The sequence below is a fragment of the Fredinandcohnia onubensis genome, assembly GCF_002734285.1.
GTDB lineage: Bacteria > Bacillota > Bacilli > Bacillales > Bacillaceae_L > Ferdinandcohnia > Ferdinandcohnia onubensis_A.
Genome location: NZ_NSEA01000009.1, coordinates 61304 through 78994 on the forward strand (window position 1 = coordinate 61304; position 17691 = coordinate 78994).

A 17691-nucleotide genomic window follows, 5' to 3' on the forward strand; every position below is an offset into this window, starting at 1 on the left:
CAATGTGCGGGTGTAGTTTAATGGTAAAACCTCAGCCTTCCAAGCTGATGTCGTGAGTTCGATTCTCATCACCCGCTCCATACATATATAACGCAGTGTTTCGTTTCTTAGATAAACGAGGTGTTGCGTTTTTTTATTTTATGCAGATTTTACATAACTAAAAAGGATTCAGCCGAGCCGCCATGTACTTGAGTGAACATTGCACCTAGGGAAGTCAGTAATTTTTCACAGCTATCATTTTGTAGAGATGGCTTCAGATACACAATTTGAATGGCATGTTTGGTTTCGATTGTTACAGCGGTTCTCTCAGAATCGACATAAGGGCTTCCAAATGCTCCTATCTCATCACTGGATAAAATTTTATCCTTCATCGAAATGGTTCTCCCATTAATCCCTAAATACTCATCGTCTATTTGTCCGACACGGATTTCAATATCTCCGTTGATTTTATTTGTATCATAAATCCCTATTGGTATTTCATACTGCATCGAAAAGAAATTGTTTATGTCAGCAGCGGAGTGTATTGAGTTCAAATAGTTTTGCTTTTGTATCCGCCGATAGATTGCCTCAACAGATGGACGATATCGATTGGGATCTGTACCAACTTGCTTAAAAATCTCTCTCCACTCAGCGATTCCTTGAAAATCTGTTACATGCTTGTCTTCTAAATCAAAAAAAAGCGATTCTTGAAAGGTCTGTAATCTACCACGAATCATTTGTGGAGAATCGCCAACTTCGATATGCTTGTATTGAATAATTCCTATTTTAAAATCAGGAACAATTTCCTTTAAATGTGGTGAAATCTTAATTTCCATCATTTATCCCTCCAAAAACTATTGTAAATAGTGTACCATAAATCCTAGAAATTCTATAAATAGAACGGCTTATAAGTCCTAAGAAGGGAGGTTCCAAGACTTGGACACTATACAACTTCAACAAGAAATCATTGATTATAGTAAAACGATTGGAATCGATAAAATTGGCTTTGCAAGTGCTTCGCCATTTGAAGAATTAAAATCACGACTATTACGGCAACAGGAATTAGGCTATCAATCAGGATTTGAACCAAAAGATATTGAAAAAAGAACAAATCCAGAGCTCCTTTTACCTGGTGCGAAGTCTATTATTGCGATAGCACTGGCTTATCCAGCAAAGCTAAAGGATGCACCAAGGAGTACACGAAACGAACGTCGAGGTTTGTTTGCACGTGCCTCTTGGGGAGAGGATTACCACCATATATTACGGGACAGGTTACAAAAGCTTGAGGCGTTTATCAAGGAAAAGTTGCCTGATGCTAAACTCCAGTCGATGGTTGATACAGGGGAGTTATCTGACCGTGCTGTGGCAGAAAGAGCAGGGATCGGTTGGAGTGGAAAAAACTGTGCAATAATTACACCAGAGTTCGGCTCGTATGTATATTTAGGGGAAATGGTTACGAATATCCCTTTCGTACCTGATTCGCCAATTGAGGATCAATGTGGTTCATGTCGAGCATGTCTTGATGCTTGTCCAACAGGTGCTTTGGTGCAGGGTGGACAAATCAATGCACAAAAATGTGTTAGCTTCTTAACGCAAACAAAAGACTTTTTACCGGACGAGTTTCGTACAAAACTTGGAAATCGACTGTATGGCTGTGATTCCTGTCAGACAGCATGTCCGAAAAATAAAGGAATTGATTTTCATTTTCATGAGGAAATGAAGCCAGAGCCTGAGGTAGTTAAGCCATTGTTAAAACCTATTTTATCAATTAGTAATCGTGATTTTAAGGAAACATTCGGTTCACTGTCGGGGTCTTGGAGAGGGAAAAAACCAATCCAACGAAATGCGATTATTGCACTTGGCCACTTTAAGGATAGCAGTGCGATTCCTGAACTAACAAAAGTCCTAAAGGATGACCCAAGACCAGTACTGCGGGGTACTGCTGCATGGGCTTTAGGAAAAATAGGCGACGAAAGTGCAATTGAAATCTTAAAAGAAGCAAGTCTGAAAGAGAAGGACGACCAAGTTCTACAAGAAATTGAAAAAGGTTTGAATATGTTAATCAACTAAAAGGATGCGATGACGCATCCTTTTTTTAAATATTTTCGCATTCCTTCTCATATTGTGTAATATCACAACCTGAAGGTGGTGTTGGAAGTTGAAGTCGACTTTAGCAAAAGTAATTGAGGCTAAAGCTCAATTACTAGTTGGAAATCAACGAAGTGTTCCTTCTGTAAGTTTGCCAGTAAAGGACCTTGAGTTTATTCAGAGGAAAAAAGAGCTTCTAGATAAACGTTCAGCTGAAATTGTTAAATGTAATACAAACGGTCAAATCATCAGTAAAAATGAAGTGGATGGAAGGGTCCATCTCAATTATCTTGTTCATTACCAATATTTAATTCGTCAGAATAAAAATCTGTATGTCGAAGAGCACTGTGAAGAAAGAAAGGCTGTATTTACATTAAATAAATTAATCAGTGATGAAGAGGTTCCAAAGAAGATGGACACCCATCATCAAGCAATGGACCGTGAAGTGCAAGAGGAACGTAATCTCGATTTTAAATATAACCGTCTTGCAGCAGTTCAATATGCAGAGCGTTGGTGGAATGATTACAACCCAAAATACAAAAAGTTTGAAGATAATTGTACGAATTTTATTTCGCAATGTCTCCGTGCTGGGGGCTCGCCGATGTATGGACATCCTAATCGCAGTAAAGGCTGGTGGTGGCAAAATAATAATTGGAGTTATAGCTGGTCTGTCGCGAATGCTTTGAGATGGTATTTAAGTGGATCACAAAAAGGTCTTCAAGCAAAAGAGGTTTCCTCCCCGAAACAGCTTATATTGGGTGATATCATTTGCTATGACTTTGAAGGAGATGGGCGTTTTAATCATAATACGATTGTGGTGGCAAAGGATATTGAAGGTTATCCGCTCGTTAATGCTCAGTCGCAAAACAGCCGAATGAGGTATTGGTCCTATTATGATTCAACAGCCTACACACCTAATATTAAATATAAGTTTTTTCATATCATAAATAACTAATAACTTTATTCAGTAGAAGCCTCTTAACTGTCCGTGTGGAATCAAGAAAATAAGATATAGTATTTAATGGGTTTCAAACCCTGGCTGAATAAAGTTACAGCCTCCGGCGGATGCCACGATTTTTCAAAGGAAAGTTTTCGAGTGGGCTCGAAAAAAATCGGGCGCAAATACGCCAAGGCGTATTTGATTTCTTTTTGGTATAATAACGATTGAGGTGAAAGAAAGTGGGACTACACGTCGTATTATACCAACCAGAGATTCCTGCAAATACAGGGAATATCGCGCGTACATGTGCAGCAACAGGGACAACTTTACATTTAATTCGGCCCATGGGATTTTCAACTGAGGACAAAATGCTTAAGCGTGCTGGTTTAGATTATTGGGAGTTTGTAAAGATTTATGATTACGATTCTTTAGAAGAGCTTTTTGAAAAATACCAGGATGGAGAATTTTATTTTATTACAAAGTTCGGACAGAAAGCATATTCATCCGTTGATTATAGTGATTTACAAAAGGATCATTTCTTGGTATTTGGAAAAGAAACAACTGGCCTACCAAAGGATCTCATCGAAAAAAATATGAAACGGGCTCTCCGATTACCAATGACAGAAAATGTCCGTTCTTTAAATTTATCAAATACCGCAGCAATTCTAGTATACGAAGCTTTAAGACAACAAAACTATCCTGGACTAACTTAAAACAAAAACGACCTCTACCCATTGGCAGAGGTCATTTTTTTATTATTTTTTGTTTACGCTTGGCTTATCTTCATAGCCACCTGTAAAGATAGCTGCTAAAAATGTAACGATAACACCTAAAATTAACAATAATTTCATGTGTTTTTCCTCCTTTATGTACGAAGCTCAAAAATAACCTTCAAAAAAGATACCTAGGTGTATTATAACCTAATTTCAATTTTGTGTGAATGTTATCTATGGACAAATTGTAAACATTTTCGAACCTTTTAAAAATAGGCGCATACACTTTATAAACTCCTTTTACATTGTATCCCCATATTTTCCCTAAATTATTTTCACTTTGTCCAATCAAGAAATCCAAGGGGATTTTTCTTACAATTCAGAATAGGACATGTTGAATTTTGTAAGATTAAAGCATGTTAAAGGACATCCTCGCATACATTTTATTAAACCGTGCAAAAGACAACAAAGATGGAGGAGGCCCCTAATTAATGGATATCTTAAAAAAGATAGAACAATTTCGTGAAGAGGAACAACGTTTGAAGTGGGAAGGAACCTTCGCTGATTATTTGGAAATTCTAAAGGAAAAGCCATGGGTTGCTCAGTCTGCTCATTCCAGAGTTTATAATATGATTAAAGACGCAGGGATTGAAGAGGAAAATGGAAAGCGTACTTATAAGTTCTTCGACCACCAACTATTTGGTTTAGAGGAAGCTCTTGAGCGACTAGTCGAAGAATATTTTCATCCAGCAGCAAAACGACTTGATGTTCGTAAGCGAATTTTATTATTGATGGGTCCTGTTAGCGGTGGTAAATCTACATTGGTTTCCATGTTAAAAAGAGGTTTAGAAACATACTCACATACTGAAAGAGGCGCGGTTTATGCAATCAAAGGTTGCCCGATGCATGAAGACCCACTGCACCTTATTCCTCATCATTTAAGAGAGGACTTCTTCGATGAGTACGGGGTTCGAATTGAAGGTAATTTATCGCCACTAAATATGATGAGATTGCAGGAAGAGTACGGAGGCAGGATTGAGGATGTTAGAGTTGAACGAATATTCTTGTCCGAGGATAAGCGTGTAGGAATTGGAACCTTTAGCCCTTCAGATCCAAAATCTCAGGATATTGCTGATTTAACTGGAAGTATTGATTTTTCAACAATTGCTGAGTTTGGTTCAGAATCAGACCCACGTGCCTATCGCTTCGATGGAGAATTAAACAAAGCGAACCGTGGAATGATGGAATTCCAAGAGATGCTAAAGTGTGATGAAAAATTCCTCTGGCACTTACTATCCTTAACACAAGAGGGGAATTTTAAAGCAGGAAGATTTGCGTTAATTTCAGCAGATGAGCTGATCGTCGCACACACGAACGAAACAGAGTATCGTTCCTTTATTTCGAATAAGAAAAATGAAGCGTTACATTCACGTATCATTGTTATGCCAGTTCCTTATAATTTACGTGTTTCTGAGGAAGAGCGTATATATGCAAAGATGATTAAGGAAAGTGATGTGCGCGATGTTCATATTGCACCACATACCTTTAGAGTCGCAGCTATGTTTACGATTTTAACTAGATTAAAGGCCCCTAAAAAAGGCGATATCGATATTATTAAAAAGATGAGATTATATGATGGTGAAAGTGTAGAAGGCTTCAATGCAGTTGATGTGGAGGAGCTTCGAAGGGAATATCAAGATGAGGGCATGAGCGGTATTGACCCTCGTTATGTAATTAACCGGATATCATCCACCATTATTCGAAAAGAAAACCCATCGATTAATGCATTGGATGTATTACGATCCTTAAAGGATGGTCTTGAACACCATCCATCCATTTCGAATGAAGACCGTGAGCGCTATTTGAATTTCATCTCAATTGCGAGACGTGAGTATGACGATATTGCGAAGAAAGAGGTTCAAAAGGCGTTTGTTTATTCATATGAAGAGTCTGCGAAGACATTAATGGATAACTATCTAGATAATGTTGAAGCATACTGTAATAAAAACAAGCTTCGCGATCCGTTAACCGGAGAAGAAATGAATCCAGATGAAAAGCTTATGCGTTCGATTGAGGAGCAAATTGGAATCTCTGAAAATGCGAAGAAGGCATTTAGAGAGGAAATCCTTATTCGTATCTCTGCATATGCCCGTAAAGGAAGAAGATTTGATTACAACTCACATGAACGTCTTCGAGAGGCAATTCAAAAGAAATTATTTGCGGACCTGAAAGACGTCGTGAAAATCACGACTTCTACAAAAACACCTGATGAGCAACAGCTGAAGAAGGTAAATGAGGTTGTGGCAAGATTAATTGATGAGCACGGTTATAATTCAACATCTGCGAATGAACTGCTACGTTATGTAGGAAGCTTATTGAACCGATAATCTAGAAAGAAAATAGGGGTTAGGCCAGCTTGATGGTCTAATCCCTTGTTTTTCAAATCGAACAGATCTATCAATTGTACTTATGAAGAGGAAACCGAGTAAGGAATCCACTTGTAATCCCCTTCATCTTGCTCATGAAGAGGAATCCGAGCAAGAAATCGACCGTTAATCTCCTTCATTGCGCTTATGAAGAGGAATTCGAGTAAGAAATCCATTGTAAACCCCCTTCATTTCACTTAAGAAATGTAACTTGTCCATTTATGAATAATAGTGATGCAGTCTGTTTGTAATAAACAGAAGGAACTTGTCTATTTTTAAGACTAATCGCCCAATTTACGAAATTTTTTGTCAATAAATCAATGTTCTTGCATAGTATAGAGTAATCTACTATTGGTTAATTTTTGCTAAAGAGTAGGTAGTAGTTGGTCTCTTTTTTATTTCAAACAGTTTTTGTTTACTACAGTTTTTCGTTTAACGAAGTTCTTTCACAAACCGTCAAGATAATGTATGAGGGTCAAGGTAAAAATGTGAATGGTTTAATAAAAAAATTTTAGGAGGGGAAAGATTATGTCGAAAAGTAATTCAAAGAACTTTGTCATTTCCCAAGAAGATTGGTCCCTCCATCGCAAAGGCCATGATGATCAAACAAGACACCAAGATAAGGTACAGGATGCTATTAAGAATAATTTACCTGATTTGATAACGGAAGAAAGTATAATTATGTCCAACGGAAAAGATGTTGTTAAAATTCCTATTCGTTCCTTAGACGAATATAAAATCCGTTACAACTATGATAAAAATAAACATGTTGGCCAAGGGAATGGAGATAGCCAGGTTGGTGACGTTATTGCAAGAGATGGGTCCGGACAAAGTGCAGGAAAAGCAGGCCCTGGAAAAGGGCAAGGTGCAGGTGATCAAGCCGGTGAAGATTATTATGAGGCGGAAGTTTCTCTAATGGAGCTTGAGGAAGCCTTATTTAAGGAATTAGAGCTACCAAATCTTAAGCGGAAAGAACAAGATCAAAACATTGTAGAAAATATTGAGTTTAATGATATTCGTCGAACAGGTTTAATGGGGAATATTGATAAGAAACGGACAATGATGTCGGCATACAAACGAAATGCGATGGCAGGGAAGCCTAGCTTCCATCCGATTTATCGGGAAGATTTGAAGTTTAAAACATGGAATGAGATTGTAAAACCAGATTCAAAGGCTGTCGTACTTGCGATGATGGATACAAGCGGTTCAATGGGAATTTGGGAGAAGTATATGGCAAGAAGCTTCTTCTTCTGGATGACTCGATTCTTGCGCACTAAATATGAAACAGTAGAAATTGAATTTATTGCTCATCATACGGAAGCGAAAGTTGTATCGGAAGAGGACTTTTTCTCAAAAGGTGAAAGTGGGGGTACAATTTGTTCATCAGTATACCGCAAAGCATTAGAGGTCATTGATGATAAGTATCCAGCGGCACGTTATAATATTTATCCATTTCATTTCTCAGACGGAGATAATTTAACCTCAGATAATGCAAGATGTGTGAAGTTAGTGAGCGAGTTAATGAAGGTTTCTAATATGTTTGGCTATGGAGAGGTAAACCAGTATAATCGTCATTCGACCCTTATGTCAGCTTATAAAAACATTGAGGATGAACGATTTAAGTACTATATTTTAAAACAAAAAGCAGATGTATTCCATGCAATGAAGAGCTTTTTTAAGAATGAAGAAGAAAAAAAGGCGTATGCATGATAAAAAGAGAGGGGAGACCCTCTCTTTTCCTGTGAAGCTATAAACTTTATAGGAAGCTTAAGTCCATGATTTCAGCTTAATTCCCAGCTTTTTTGCAATATCCTGGTGTTGGATTATTTCCAGGTTTTGGCCCCTTCTCCTTCTTAGGTCCATTTCCTGGTTTCTCACAACCTTCAACCTCAGAAGGGTCCCAACCATCTAATACGTTTTGTACTGTCCAGTTAGCAGCCTCTTCATCTGTAAGCTGTCTTCTTGATTCATTGATTGCAGCACCGGGGCCGTAGTTTTTATACTCAAACAAGCGGGCATCTTCTGGATTTAAACCACTCATGGATGTCCAACCCTCTGTCTTAATATGGTCACCAAGTTCACTATTCATAATGACCACACTACCAATTGCGTTAGGATTGCCGCCAGCAGGCCAAGGTCTGCCTAAATATACAGTACCAGCAGGGGCATTACTAGTTAGCTTACTATCCTTAATCAAAATACCATATGGGTCCGTGATTAATGTACTAGCAGCCGTGATATATCCATTATTTGAGTCTGAATCACGGTCTAGTGAGTGAATGACTGAATTTTCAAAAACAGCACGTGCTGCACCGAAGATGAAATCGACATCGCCCTCAACATATACTTGATTATAGTATTGTGTTCCAGAGTGAACATATAATGTATCCTGATTACCTATGAATCTTACATTTTTAAAATATTGACGTTCCCCAGCAGCATATACGGCAACAGCTTGTTTTCCGCTCACATCTGTGGAGCTTTCATCAAAAGAGTTTTCGAATGTTACATTTTCTACTCTAAAATCATTTGCTCGTAAATACACACTGGCACTTCCGCTTGTACCAAGAGTTCCGCCAACACCATTATCTCTACCTGCAAAGTTATCGAATGTAATCACTGTGTGTTCCGGATCTTCACCAATTATCGTAATAAATGGTTTAGTATTCGGCACAGTAACAACTTCTTTATAGACTCCATTTTTGATAAAAATTGTGATTGGTGTTGTATTGTTTACAGGAATTGCGTCAATTGCTGCTTGAACTGTTGTATAGTCTCCGGTTCCATCTTTAGCAACAAAAATTTCATTTTCAATTTGGCTAATCTGTTTTTCTAGGCTTTTCACAACTTTGATATCACCATCTTCTAATTGTCTATCATATACATCCTTAGAGTTACTACCAACAATCTGAACATAGACGTTATTTGTAAAATATCCAGTTTCTTCTGCGGTACTTAATAATTTCGTACCCCAATGACCGCCCCAAGAATAGCCATTTCGTCTTTCTTCTTCAATCTCCATAATGTCATATTTAATGACACCATCGCGGCCTGAGAAGATTCCTCGGTTCGTATCAATCTCATAAAATCTGTACCATGCCGTTGAATTCGGATCTTCTACAAAATACACATTATTTGGATCACCACTTACATATCGCGTATTTTCAAGTTTAACCTCATCTAACCACTCTAGCGCAGAACGAATAGACTTCTTTATTTCGTCAGTTTGTGGACGTGACATAAGGAATCTTATGATTCCGACAGATTCTTGACCTGAAACTGAAGCATGCTCATATGCCCGTGCTTTTTGTGGTTCAAACGTATATGGATCATGCTGAGCGCCCCATGCAGTTAATGTTCCATCAGAGAATTTGATTTGTGCCTTTAAGATATAATCAATACCACTCTTAATGGATAGTTTGATTCTTTTAACATAAGAATCATTGATTACATCCGAATCGAATGGATATCTCTTTTCGACAACATCATCCATCATCTCCAAGACATTGATCATCGCCTCATCATTAAATGTGACATAGTCAGAGTAGTTGCCGCGTCTAGGATAAACCTGAGCGAAGCCACCGGTGTCATATTGTAATTGGAACAAGAATTCAAAGCCTTTTTCAATGCTATCTTTGTATTTTTCATCACCAGTTTCACGGTATACTTCGGCTAAGAAAAGAATTTCCTTAATCGTTGCATCATTATCAATCGTTCCTAATTCAACACCATTTGCAACCCATTCTGAACGCGGTTCTTTACCATCCCATGGACGTTCATATATATGTGGCCAGTTCTTTGTCCAACCACCGTGTTCCATTTGCCAGGTTAATAGATTATCTGCTTTACGGATTGCGTCGTTTAAATCGCCTTTAAAAGTAACTTTCTCAGGCTCTACGATATATCGACCGTTTTGATCTAACTCATCCAAACTATTTAAAATAAGGACCGTTTGACCAAATTTATTTTTACCTTTTGCAGCCTTATCAATTCTAAGATTCTTAAAGTTAGGGCTTAGAGTCGCCCAATTGCCAGTAGGGTAAACCACATTAATATCAGAGAAATCAAATTCATCAAAAGTACTATTTAATGTAACAGCAATAAGATTGCTTGAAATTGCATGTACATCCGCGATTTGTACTGTTTTACTTTGTTCTTCTGAAGGAAGGGAATTAACGAGATTCTTAGCTTCCCCCCATGTGAGTTCTTTGTTAGTATCTGCATTCGTTGAGGAGCCGTTTAGTTCTTGAATAATTTTTACAGCTTCCTTTTTCTTAAGGGTCTTGTTAGGTTGAATCTTTCCATTTTGCACAAGGTCATCCATATAACCAGCTTGTTTAGCAGCAGCTAGAATATACGAGTACCACTCATTTAGAGAAACTTCCCAAACCTTAGTTTCAGTGCTCAATCCTTTGAATTGTTCTTCTTTAACTAATCCAAGTTTACTATTTATTAAAGACATGAATTCAAGTCTTGTAATAGAATCGGTATCTTCAGGCTGTTTTTCAACGATTACTCCCAACTCATTTAACTTTTTCAAGTAAAGTCCGCTAACTATATCCTTTAATTCAGAGTCTTCAATTTCGATAGGACCTTCATCAGACCCAGATTCTTTATTATGGATTCGTAAATGGTCAATATTTGCCCCGCCACTAGCGCCAACACCTGTAGCACGAATTTTATTCTCACCAGCTTTTAGAGTAGCTTTTGTGGAAGTGTATACCCAAGTTGTCCATGCGCCAGTTGGGTCAAAAGCTAATGATTCTGCAACTACTTCATCATTTACTTTAATCTCTGCTGGTCTTGCATCAGTTCCACCGGACGCGTATCTAAAGTCAAGGAAGTATTCTCCATCAGTTGGAACATTCACAGTCCACTCAACCCAGCTATAAGGCTGATTTGGTTTAAAATCAATAAAGCCTGTTCCTGTAAACCCAGTATGCTGATTATCGATGATGACCCCTGTTTCATCAAGTAGGGCATCTTCTGCTTCATAGGTTTGATCAACTTCCGTATAAATTTTTAGATGGTCGATATTTGCACCTCCACTTGACCCAACACCGGAAGCTACGATGACGTTTTCACCTGCTTTTAAGTTAGCCTTGGTTGAAGTGTAGATCCAATTCGCCCAACCGCCTGTTGGATTAAATGCAAGTTTAGGCTCAACAACTTCTCCATTAACTTTAATTTCTGAAGGACGTTCGTCTGTACCACCATGAGCATAGCGGAAATCTAATGTATACTCTCCGGCGACAGGAACATCTACCTTCCATTCGATGGAACCGCCCGGTGCATTCGGTACCATATCTACAAACCCAGTTCCCGTAAACCCAGGATGTTTGTTGTCTATGATTGCATTTACTAACTTTCCATCTTCTGCTTCATAGATTCCACCTGCACCTGGTTCAGTAGGAGGTGTCGGCTCAGCTGGATCCTCAGGATCTGTAGGTTCTTCAGGATTAGCCTCAGGTAATGAACCAGAAATTTTAATATCATCTACATAATGTCCTAATGCTTTACTTCCAGGTGTGAATGTTTCAAAATAACTTATTTTTGTAGTAGTTTCATTTAACTTAGCGTTCTCTAACTTAAGTTCTCCATTGATATAAACATTTGCTGTTTGATTATTTAAATCAATTTCAGTCTTGATTTCATACCACACATTTTCCTCAAGAGGGACTAACGGTGCATAGGTGCTGCCAGTACGATATGAAATGTTATTGTCTTTGGTTTCAATAATGAGAGGGGTTTTGTCTCCTTTTACTCTCATTACCTTTGTGGAGCTTGTATACTGTGGTTGCATAAATTTCATTTGTACAGTAACGACACCAACAAGCTCCTCGAAGGATTTGCTTAGATTAACGTCTGCTGAATCGCTTGTATCATCTAAAAACACACTTTTGTTCGTGGTGTCGGGAACCTCTGTTACTTGAATGGTTCCACCACTTTCAGATACAACAAATCCTGATGGATGTTCCCCAGTGGTGTCATTATTAAAGTCGGCCTCAAAAAAGAAGGTGGATGCGTCCGTTTCTTCAGCGTGAACAGGAGTAATAGAAACGGTAGAAAATAAACTTGTGAATGTCAGCAAAACTACCAATGTCAAATAAAAGTAACGTTTAATTGTACTCATTCATTAAAATCTCCTTTCTATAAACAATAAGTAGTAAACAAAACTAGTAATTTAATTTCTAGTAAAAATGGCTCACCTCCCTAATAGGTCGAAAGAACTATCTGAATATTCAAATAATAAAACGATTACAAAAGAGAGTGTAACATAAGCTTGATACCAATCTATAGCAACATATTGCTATAAAAATATGCCAATGTTGCTAAAAAGGGAAATCCTTACTAAATGATTATCTATGTAATGGGGGAGAAGTGCGAAAGAAGAAGGCGTTAAAAAAAGAGAGGGGGGACCCTCTCTTTAACTCTAGCTAAGAAAACCTCGTATGATTATTTTTCGTTCTTTAAGATATTAAATTAACGATTCTGCATGTTTACTAGGTTTTTACAATATCCCGGGATTGGGTTATTTCCAGGTTTTTGACCTTCTCTATGTTTAGGCCCCTTACCTGGTTTAGGCCCTTTTCCTGGTTTTTTACAAACTTCGCCTGGTTCTTCATATCGTGCCATAAAGTCACCAAACGTATCCCAAACACCATTCCAACCAATTGCACCATCTTGACTACGTTCGAAGTTTTGAACGGTAGCCAAAGTTTGAATGATCTCATCAGGAAGCACATCACCAGATTTATTAACAGATTGTTGTCCATTAAACATGAAGTTCTTATCTAAATCAGCGTGTTGATAATTATCTTTTGTTTTCTTTTGGCTGTCTTCTGTAAAGAATGAGATAAACCCATCAATTGTAAAGTCAGGTGTAATGTGACCATATGTTGTGAATGCCATATTTCCACCGGCATTATTAAATGCGTAGTTATTTTCAGCAATCACACCTGGATTACTATTACTTGTGAAACCTGATGCTCCGTTCCCGAAAGCAACACTATTTTTGATAGTATGAGGGACATGTACACCTTCACCACCAAGCTTAAAGCCGTTTTTATCACCATTCCCAACAGTTCCATCTGTTAAGAAACCGTTGTTATAAGCGATGCTATCCTCAATTGTAACTGCTCCAATAGCACCTGTACCAACCTTTGTATAAAGATCCCATCCATCATCAATATTATTATGAGCGATAGTACCCCTAAAAATATTTCCTTCACCAACCGTGAGTTTTGCAGCAAAACCATCTGCATTATTGTCGGATGGGTCGCGGTTATCAAATGATTCACTGTTAAGAATTAAGTTATATGATGGCCAATCAGCTATAGTAGTAGAATCGTCCGTACGGCTGATTTGAAGACCAGTGTCTCCGTTCTGATAGGTTTTAATGTTTTCAACAATATTGTAGTTACCGCCAACTGTGTAACCTTTTGTGTTTCCGGCAGATTGAATAAAGTCTATACCTTTTACATGCCAGTAGTTACCGCTATGAATAACACCTTCAGTTTTCTTATCAAAATCAATGATGGGTCTACTTGTAGCAGAAGGGTCAGCCCATAAGTACTTCATCGCATCTGCAGTGCCGTCATTGTATTTCTTAATTTCAAGTATCGCATTTCTCACATAGCGACCTTCCATCACATAGATGTGTTGACCTGGTTTTACAAATTCAATGGCCGTATCTAAGTCTAGTGGATTTTCCTTTGATCCGTCACCAGAACTCAATCCGTTAGGAGAAACATAGATATTTCCATTTTCGGCAAATGTCTTCATTTCAACCGTGAAGTTTTGAATGATTCTATTATAGTCTGTTAGTTTTTGAGTTTCGTCAGGTATAAATACAAAACTAAAGTTTGTATTTGCATTTGCTGCGATATTTGTTTGTATTTCAAGCTTTTGCCCGGCAATAATAGGTTCATCATAACGAATCGTTTCATTGCCTTCTTTAATCGTCACAGTTCCATTCACATTTGATTGAACGATAAGGCGATAATTCGTATCAGAAGTCCTTTCCAATGATAAAATGTCAAATTGAGGAGTGACCTCTTTAACAGGTGCTTCTTCTTTAGGAGCATCTGTTTCTGCTGCTGTTACCTTGAAGTCTATATTACTAACTTCAATTGTTGCTACACGTGCGGTATAGAAGCCGACATATGCTTTTCCATTTTGTACGTTTAGAATATCTGGTGCAAAAATCTCTTTTTCAATCGTTTTCTCACCGTCATTTAGTATTCCCGTAAAACCACTATTCGTTTTTTTAAGTGTAAGGCGATATGTTTTATTTGGATGAGTATTAGAAGTTGTTGGTCTTTCTGCCTTTACCATTTCTTTTTGAATACCTTGGCTTCCTGAACCATCCGGTGATGTTACCCCTGTTCGAACAAACAATTGTGTTCCGTTGTCATCTCGAGTACCACCTGAATAACCTCCGATTGCTGCAATATTACTCGCAAAAATTCCTTTTTGGTCGTCAGTTTCGTAAATGGCGTCTCTTGCCATAATACCGAAGGACTCTTGTCCGTCATGAGGATTCTTTGCGTATTCAACAACCTTGATATCAGCTGAGAGCTCGAAATTATCTTCATTTGCATCAATTTCGGTGTAATAGAAGGAGATTCCATCATGGTCTCCAGTAACCTTACCACCACCATCAATAGCAGCCACACGAACGGTATCATTCTCTAAGTATTCAATTGTATTTCTTTCGTCTGATGTCGATTGACCAAAGCGAATAAAATCAAAATTGTATGCTGTTTTTTCTCTAACTGTAACCTTATAAGTGACTGGTGCGACTCCCAAATCTACTGTTGGCCTCACGGTAATAGAGTATGTACCGGTCACATCACTATTAAATGAACTGGAGTCTACAACATAGGCATCAGCTGATAATACCTCTTGATCTCCATTATCATAAACCTTTGAAACTTCTAATCCATTAGATGAAAATACGTCACCGGTCATAAACGTTGTATTAGGAAACTCAGTTATTTTTAATCTAAGAACTTCCTTTTCTTTTACATTGAATGTGATAGTTTTACTAGCATCCTTATGGCTGATTATTACATTCTTGTCTCCAGGCGTTGTAGTATCAAAACTAGAGACATCATATTCATTTTCTAGTAATCTTACCTGAGTTCCGTCCTTATAGATGGCATATACAACCATTCCGGTAAGGTCGAGTGGATCACCAATAAAATATTGTGTTTTAACAGGTTGTTTCTTTATTTCAAGCCCTTCAAGATCGGTATCTTTTACAGTAACATTAAAGCTTGCTGTTACAGCAGGAAAATCTTTTGGCACAATTGATACGGTTTTTGTACCTGGTACTTTAAATTCGAATGAATCATCTAATGTAACATCATCAATCTTAAAATTATATTGTTCCGCAGAAAGTTCATAGGTTTCGCCATTATTATACGAACCGAATACTTGTAATCCAGCTGATTCAAACTTATCACCGGGGTAATAAACCGTTTTTGCAGGGAAGTATTTGATTGATAAGTCATTTAGAGTCAAAGCATTGATTGTTAAGTCTATTGTTGATACAGCTCCACCATAACTAATTTTAATTGTATTTGTCCCAACAGTGCTGCTATCGAAACCGGTAACAATATAGTCATTTGCAGATAAAGTAGATTCTTCGCCTGTATCGTAAATTGCTTTAACGACTAAACCATCGAGTTTTAGTTCTTCATCCGTTAGATATTCCGTTTTCATATGATCGCTATTTACTTCTAATCTTTGGACTTTTTTATATTTATTTAAATTAACATCACTGTAGATAACGCTTACATTCCTTGCCGCGAAAAGTCCAACATAATTCATTTCCCCAGTGAAATCTGTGAACGTTTTTGTTTCTTCACCGACTGTTAATTGATAAATATTACCTTCTTTTCTAAGCTTAAGTGTATACTCCTCACCAGGAGCAGGGTTGTTAGCTGTAAAGTCTAGTTCATCTGGATATATAGATGAAGCACTACTATATTTATAAAACCCTCTAATATCTTGCTTGATACCACCTACCGCAAGATAATCACCAGTTTTTACATCGGTTGAAGTCAATAGATTGCCTCTTAGCATAATTCCAAATCCAACCTGACTATTTGCCTCAAAAGACTCAACCTTCACCTTAGCTGTTAGTTCATAATTATCTGTAGGGTCGAATTGCTGATAATAATATGCAACTCCTTCTGAACTACTTGAGATTTTACCACGATTGTTTTTGACGCTCATATTAACAGAGCCATCTCCATTTTCCTTAATCAAAAAGTTTTCAGCAGTAATTTTGTCATTACCGCCAACATCGCCTCCGATAGTACCTTTCCAATCAGAGGATTCAGGAATATCAACCATCTCCGTGGTTTCACCTTCAGCAGCAAACACATTCATACTCATATTAGGCAATAATAATAGTAAACACAGTAGCACAGTCATAAAACGTTTAAACTTCCTCACCATTTGGCCTCCTTTTTTATGTAATGAAATACATATGAAAAACTCAACTCTTGAGTAATAATCACCTCCTTAAATCACCCATATCCTCAAATCTAATGTTAGAGGATATGGGCATTTGTTCGATATTGTTTTGGGGTCATACTGACCTGTTGTTTGAAGCTTCTGATAAAACTAGAAGGGGAGGAAAAACCTACTTTTTCGGATACCTGATTTACAGGAGAACTCGTTAAAATAAGTAGTTTTTTCGCCTCGTAAATTCTTCTTTGAAGTATGTAATCGTGGATGGTAAGACCAAATTCTTTTTTAAAGAAATGGCAAAGGTAATATTTATTTAGATGTAAAGTTTGAGCTAGTGAATCAAGACGCCAATCGGTGTTCCAGATTTCATTAATTTCCTTTAAGATACGTTCAAGCATTTCTACTTTTCGAGAGTCGCGCTTTACAATTAAGTGGGAATTCTGTGCAAAGGATGACTGAATTTCTCTGCATAAGAATAGTAGGAGTTCGAGGAGGTATAATTCTAGTGCTGCCTCCTTTTCCCAGAGATCTTCATTCTCTTGCTCAAATAATAAATGATCTACGATTTGCTGAAGTTGTTCTTCCTTCCAAGCTTGTACATTCAAAACATATTGAGGGGAAGGGAGGTTGTCCAAAAAGCTTTTAAATTTCTCGAAAATCGGATGTTTAAACTTTAAAAAGTCTTCAGAGAATAGAGTAACAACTCGTTCATAAGGCACACCTTCATGTAATTTAACTTTGTGAAAATCTGTACTCTTAAAAAATAAAATTTGTCCTTTTGTTAAACGAAAGACTTTTTCTTCAAAAATGTATGTGGCTTCTCCTTTTTGGAGCCACACGATTTCAAAACCTGAATGAGAGTGATAGTTAGAAGCTGTTTTCCGATCTGCTTTATGTTGAATGGTAAACTTCGGCCTCTTAAATCTTTTGCTAAACAATTTATCATGATAAACTCTCATTTTTCTTCACCTACCCTTTAAACTAAAATACTGATATATCCAACAATAAAGCGGTTTCAAAATTGAGTGTACCATAGCAAGGATACTCAAAAATGTGTATG

10 protein-coding genes and 1 tRNA gene are annotated in these 17691 nt (G+C 37.5%); 6 read left to right on the forward strand and 5 right to left on the reverse strand.

Annotated elements, in window-relative coordinates; genetic code table 11:
- Positions 1-6: 6 nt before the first annotated feature.
- A tRNA-Gly gene (locus tag CKJ95_RS10020) sits at positions 7-80 on the forward strand.
- Positions 81-149: 69 nt separating this feature from the next.
- On the opposite strand, the gene CKJ95_RS10025 is transcribed toward CKJ95_RS10020, so the two are convergent.
- Positions 150-815, reverse strand: coding sequence for a B3/B4 domain-containing protein (locus tag CKJ95_RS10025; protein ID WP_099353285.1), 666 nt, complete (start codon positions 813-815; stop codon positions 150-152).
- Positions 816-915: 100 nt separating this feature from the next.
- Between CKJ95_RS10025 and queG the strand changes: the two genes are divergently transcribed.
- From queG to CKJ95_RS10045, 4 genes are all read left to right on the forward strand, one after another.
- The gene (gene queG / locus CKJ95_RS10030) at positions 916-2049 is read left to right on the forward strand and encodes a tRNA epoxyqueuosine(34) reductase QueG (protein WP_099353286.1); all 1134 of its coding nucleotides are present in this window, start codon (positions 916-918) and stop codon (positions 2047-2049) included.
- An 88-nt stretch (positions 2050-2137) separates the two neighbouring features.
- Positions 2138-3022 (forward strand): amidase domain-containing protein, encoded by an 885-nt coding sequence (locus tag CKJ95_RS10035; RefSeq protein WP_099353287.1) that lies wholly within the window; start codon positions 2138-2140, stop codon positions 3020-3022.
- Positions 3023-3246: 224 nt separating this feature from the next.
- Positions 3247-3720: a tRNA (uridine(34)/cytosine(34)/5-carboxymethylaminomethyluridine(34)-2'-O)-methyltransferase TrmL gene (gene trmL, locus CKJ95_RS10040; RefSeq protein ID WP_099353288.1), complete on the forward strand. Its 474-nt coding sequence runs from the start codon at positions 3247-3249 to the stop codon at positions 3718-3720.
- Positions 3721-4211: 491 nt separating this feature from the next.
- Positions 4212-6107 carry a PrkA family serine protein kinase gene (locus CKJ95_RS10045; protein ID WP_099353289.1) on the forward strand — a complete coding sequence of 632 codons (1896 nt, stop codon included), beginning with the start codon at positions 4212-4214 and terminating at the stop codon, positions 6105-6107.
- Between the two features lie 80 nt (positions 6108-6187).
- On the opposite strand, the gene CKJ95_RS23800 is transcribed toward CKJ95_RS10045, so the two are convergent.
- The gene (locus CKJ95_RS23800; RefSeq protein ID WP_257215756.1) at positions 6188-6322 is read right to left on the reverse strand and encodes a hypothetical protein; all 135 of its coding nucleotides are present in this window, start codon (positions 6320-6322) and stop codon (positions 6188-6190) included.
- 352 nt (positions 6323-6674) lie between these two features.
- Between CKJ95_RS23800 and yhbH the strand changes: the two genes are divergently transcribed.
- Positions 6675-7856, forward strand: coding sequence for a sporulation protein YhbH (yhbH, locus tag CKJ95_RS10050; RefSeq protein ID WP_099353290.1), 1182 nt, complete (start codon positions 6675-6677; stop codon positions 7854-7856).
- A gap of 76 nt (positions 7857-7932) precedes the next feature.
- Here the strand turns inward: yhbH and pelA are convergent, their stop codons facing one another.
- The 3 genes from pelA to CKJ95_RS10065 all read right to left on the reverse strand — a co-directional run bounded on the left by pelA (position 7933) and on the right by CKJ95_RS10065 (position 17590).
- Positions 7933-12279: a pectate lyase gene (gene pelA / locus CKJ95_RS10055; RefSeq protein ID WP_099353291.1), complete on the reverse strand. Its 4347-nt coding sequence runs from the start codon at positions 12277-12279 to the stop codon at positions 7933-7935.
- A gap of 350 nt (positions 12280-12629) precedes the next feature.
- A complete protein-coding gene (locus CKJ95_RS10060) occupies positions 12630-16613 on the reverse strand; it encodes a bacterial Ig-like domain-containing protein (protein ID WP_257215757.1) in 3984 nt (1327 codons plus the stop codon).
- Between the two features lie 98 nt (positions 16614-16711).
- A complete protein-coding gene (locus tag CKJ95_RS10065; protein ID WP_099353292.1) occupies positions 16712-17590 on the reverse strand; it encodes an AraC family transcriptional regulator in 879 nt (292 codons plus the stop codon).
- Positions 17591-17691 lie beyond the last annotated feature (101 nt).

Excerpts from the sequence above, each read along its gene's own strand:
- pelA (WP_099353291.1), bottom strand. The coding sequence starts at position 12,279 with ATGAGTACAATTAAACGTTACTTTTATTTGACATTGGTAGTTTTGCTG.
- CKJ95_RS23800 (WP_257215756.1), bottom strand. The coding sequence starts at position 6,322 with ATGGATTTCTTACTCGAATTCCTCTTCATAAGCGCAATGAAGGAGATT.
- yhbH (WP_099353290.1), top strand. The coding sequence starts at position 6,675 with ATGTCGAAAAGTAATTCAAAGAACTTTGTCATTTCCCAAGAAGATTGG.
- CKJ95_RS10025 (WP_099353285.1), bottom strand. The coding sequence starts at position 815 with ATGGAAATTAAGATTTCACCACATTTAAAGGAAATTGTTCCTGATTTT.
- CKJ95_RS10045 (WP_099353289.1), top strand. The coding sequence starts at position 4,212 with ATGGATATCTTAAAAAAGATAGAACAATTTCGTGAAGAGGAACAACGT.
- CKJ95_RS10065 (WP_099353292.1), bottom strand. The coding sequence starts at position 17,590 with ATGAGAGTTTATCATGATAAATTGTTTAGCAAAAGATTTAAGAGGCCG.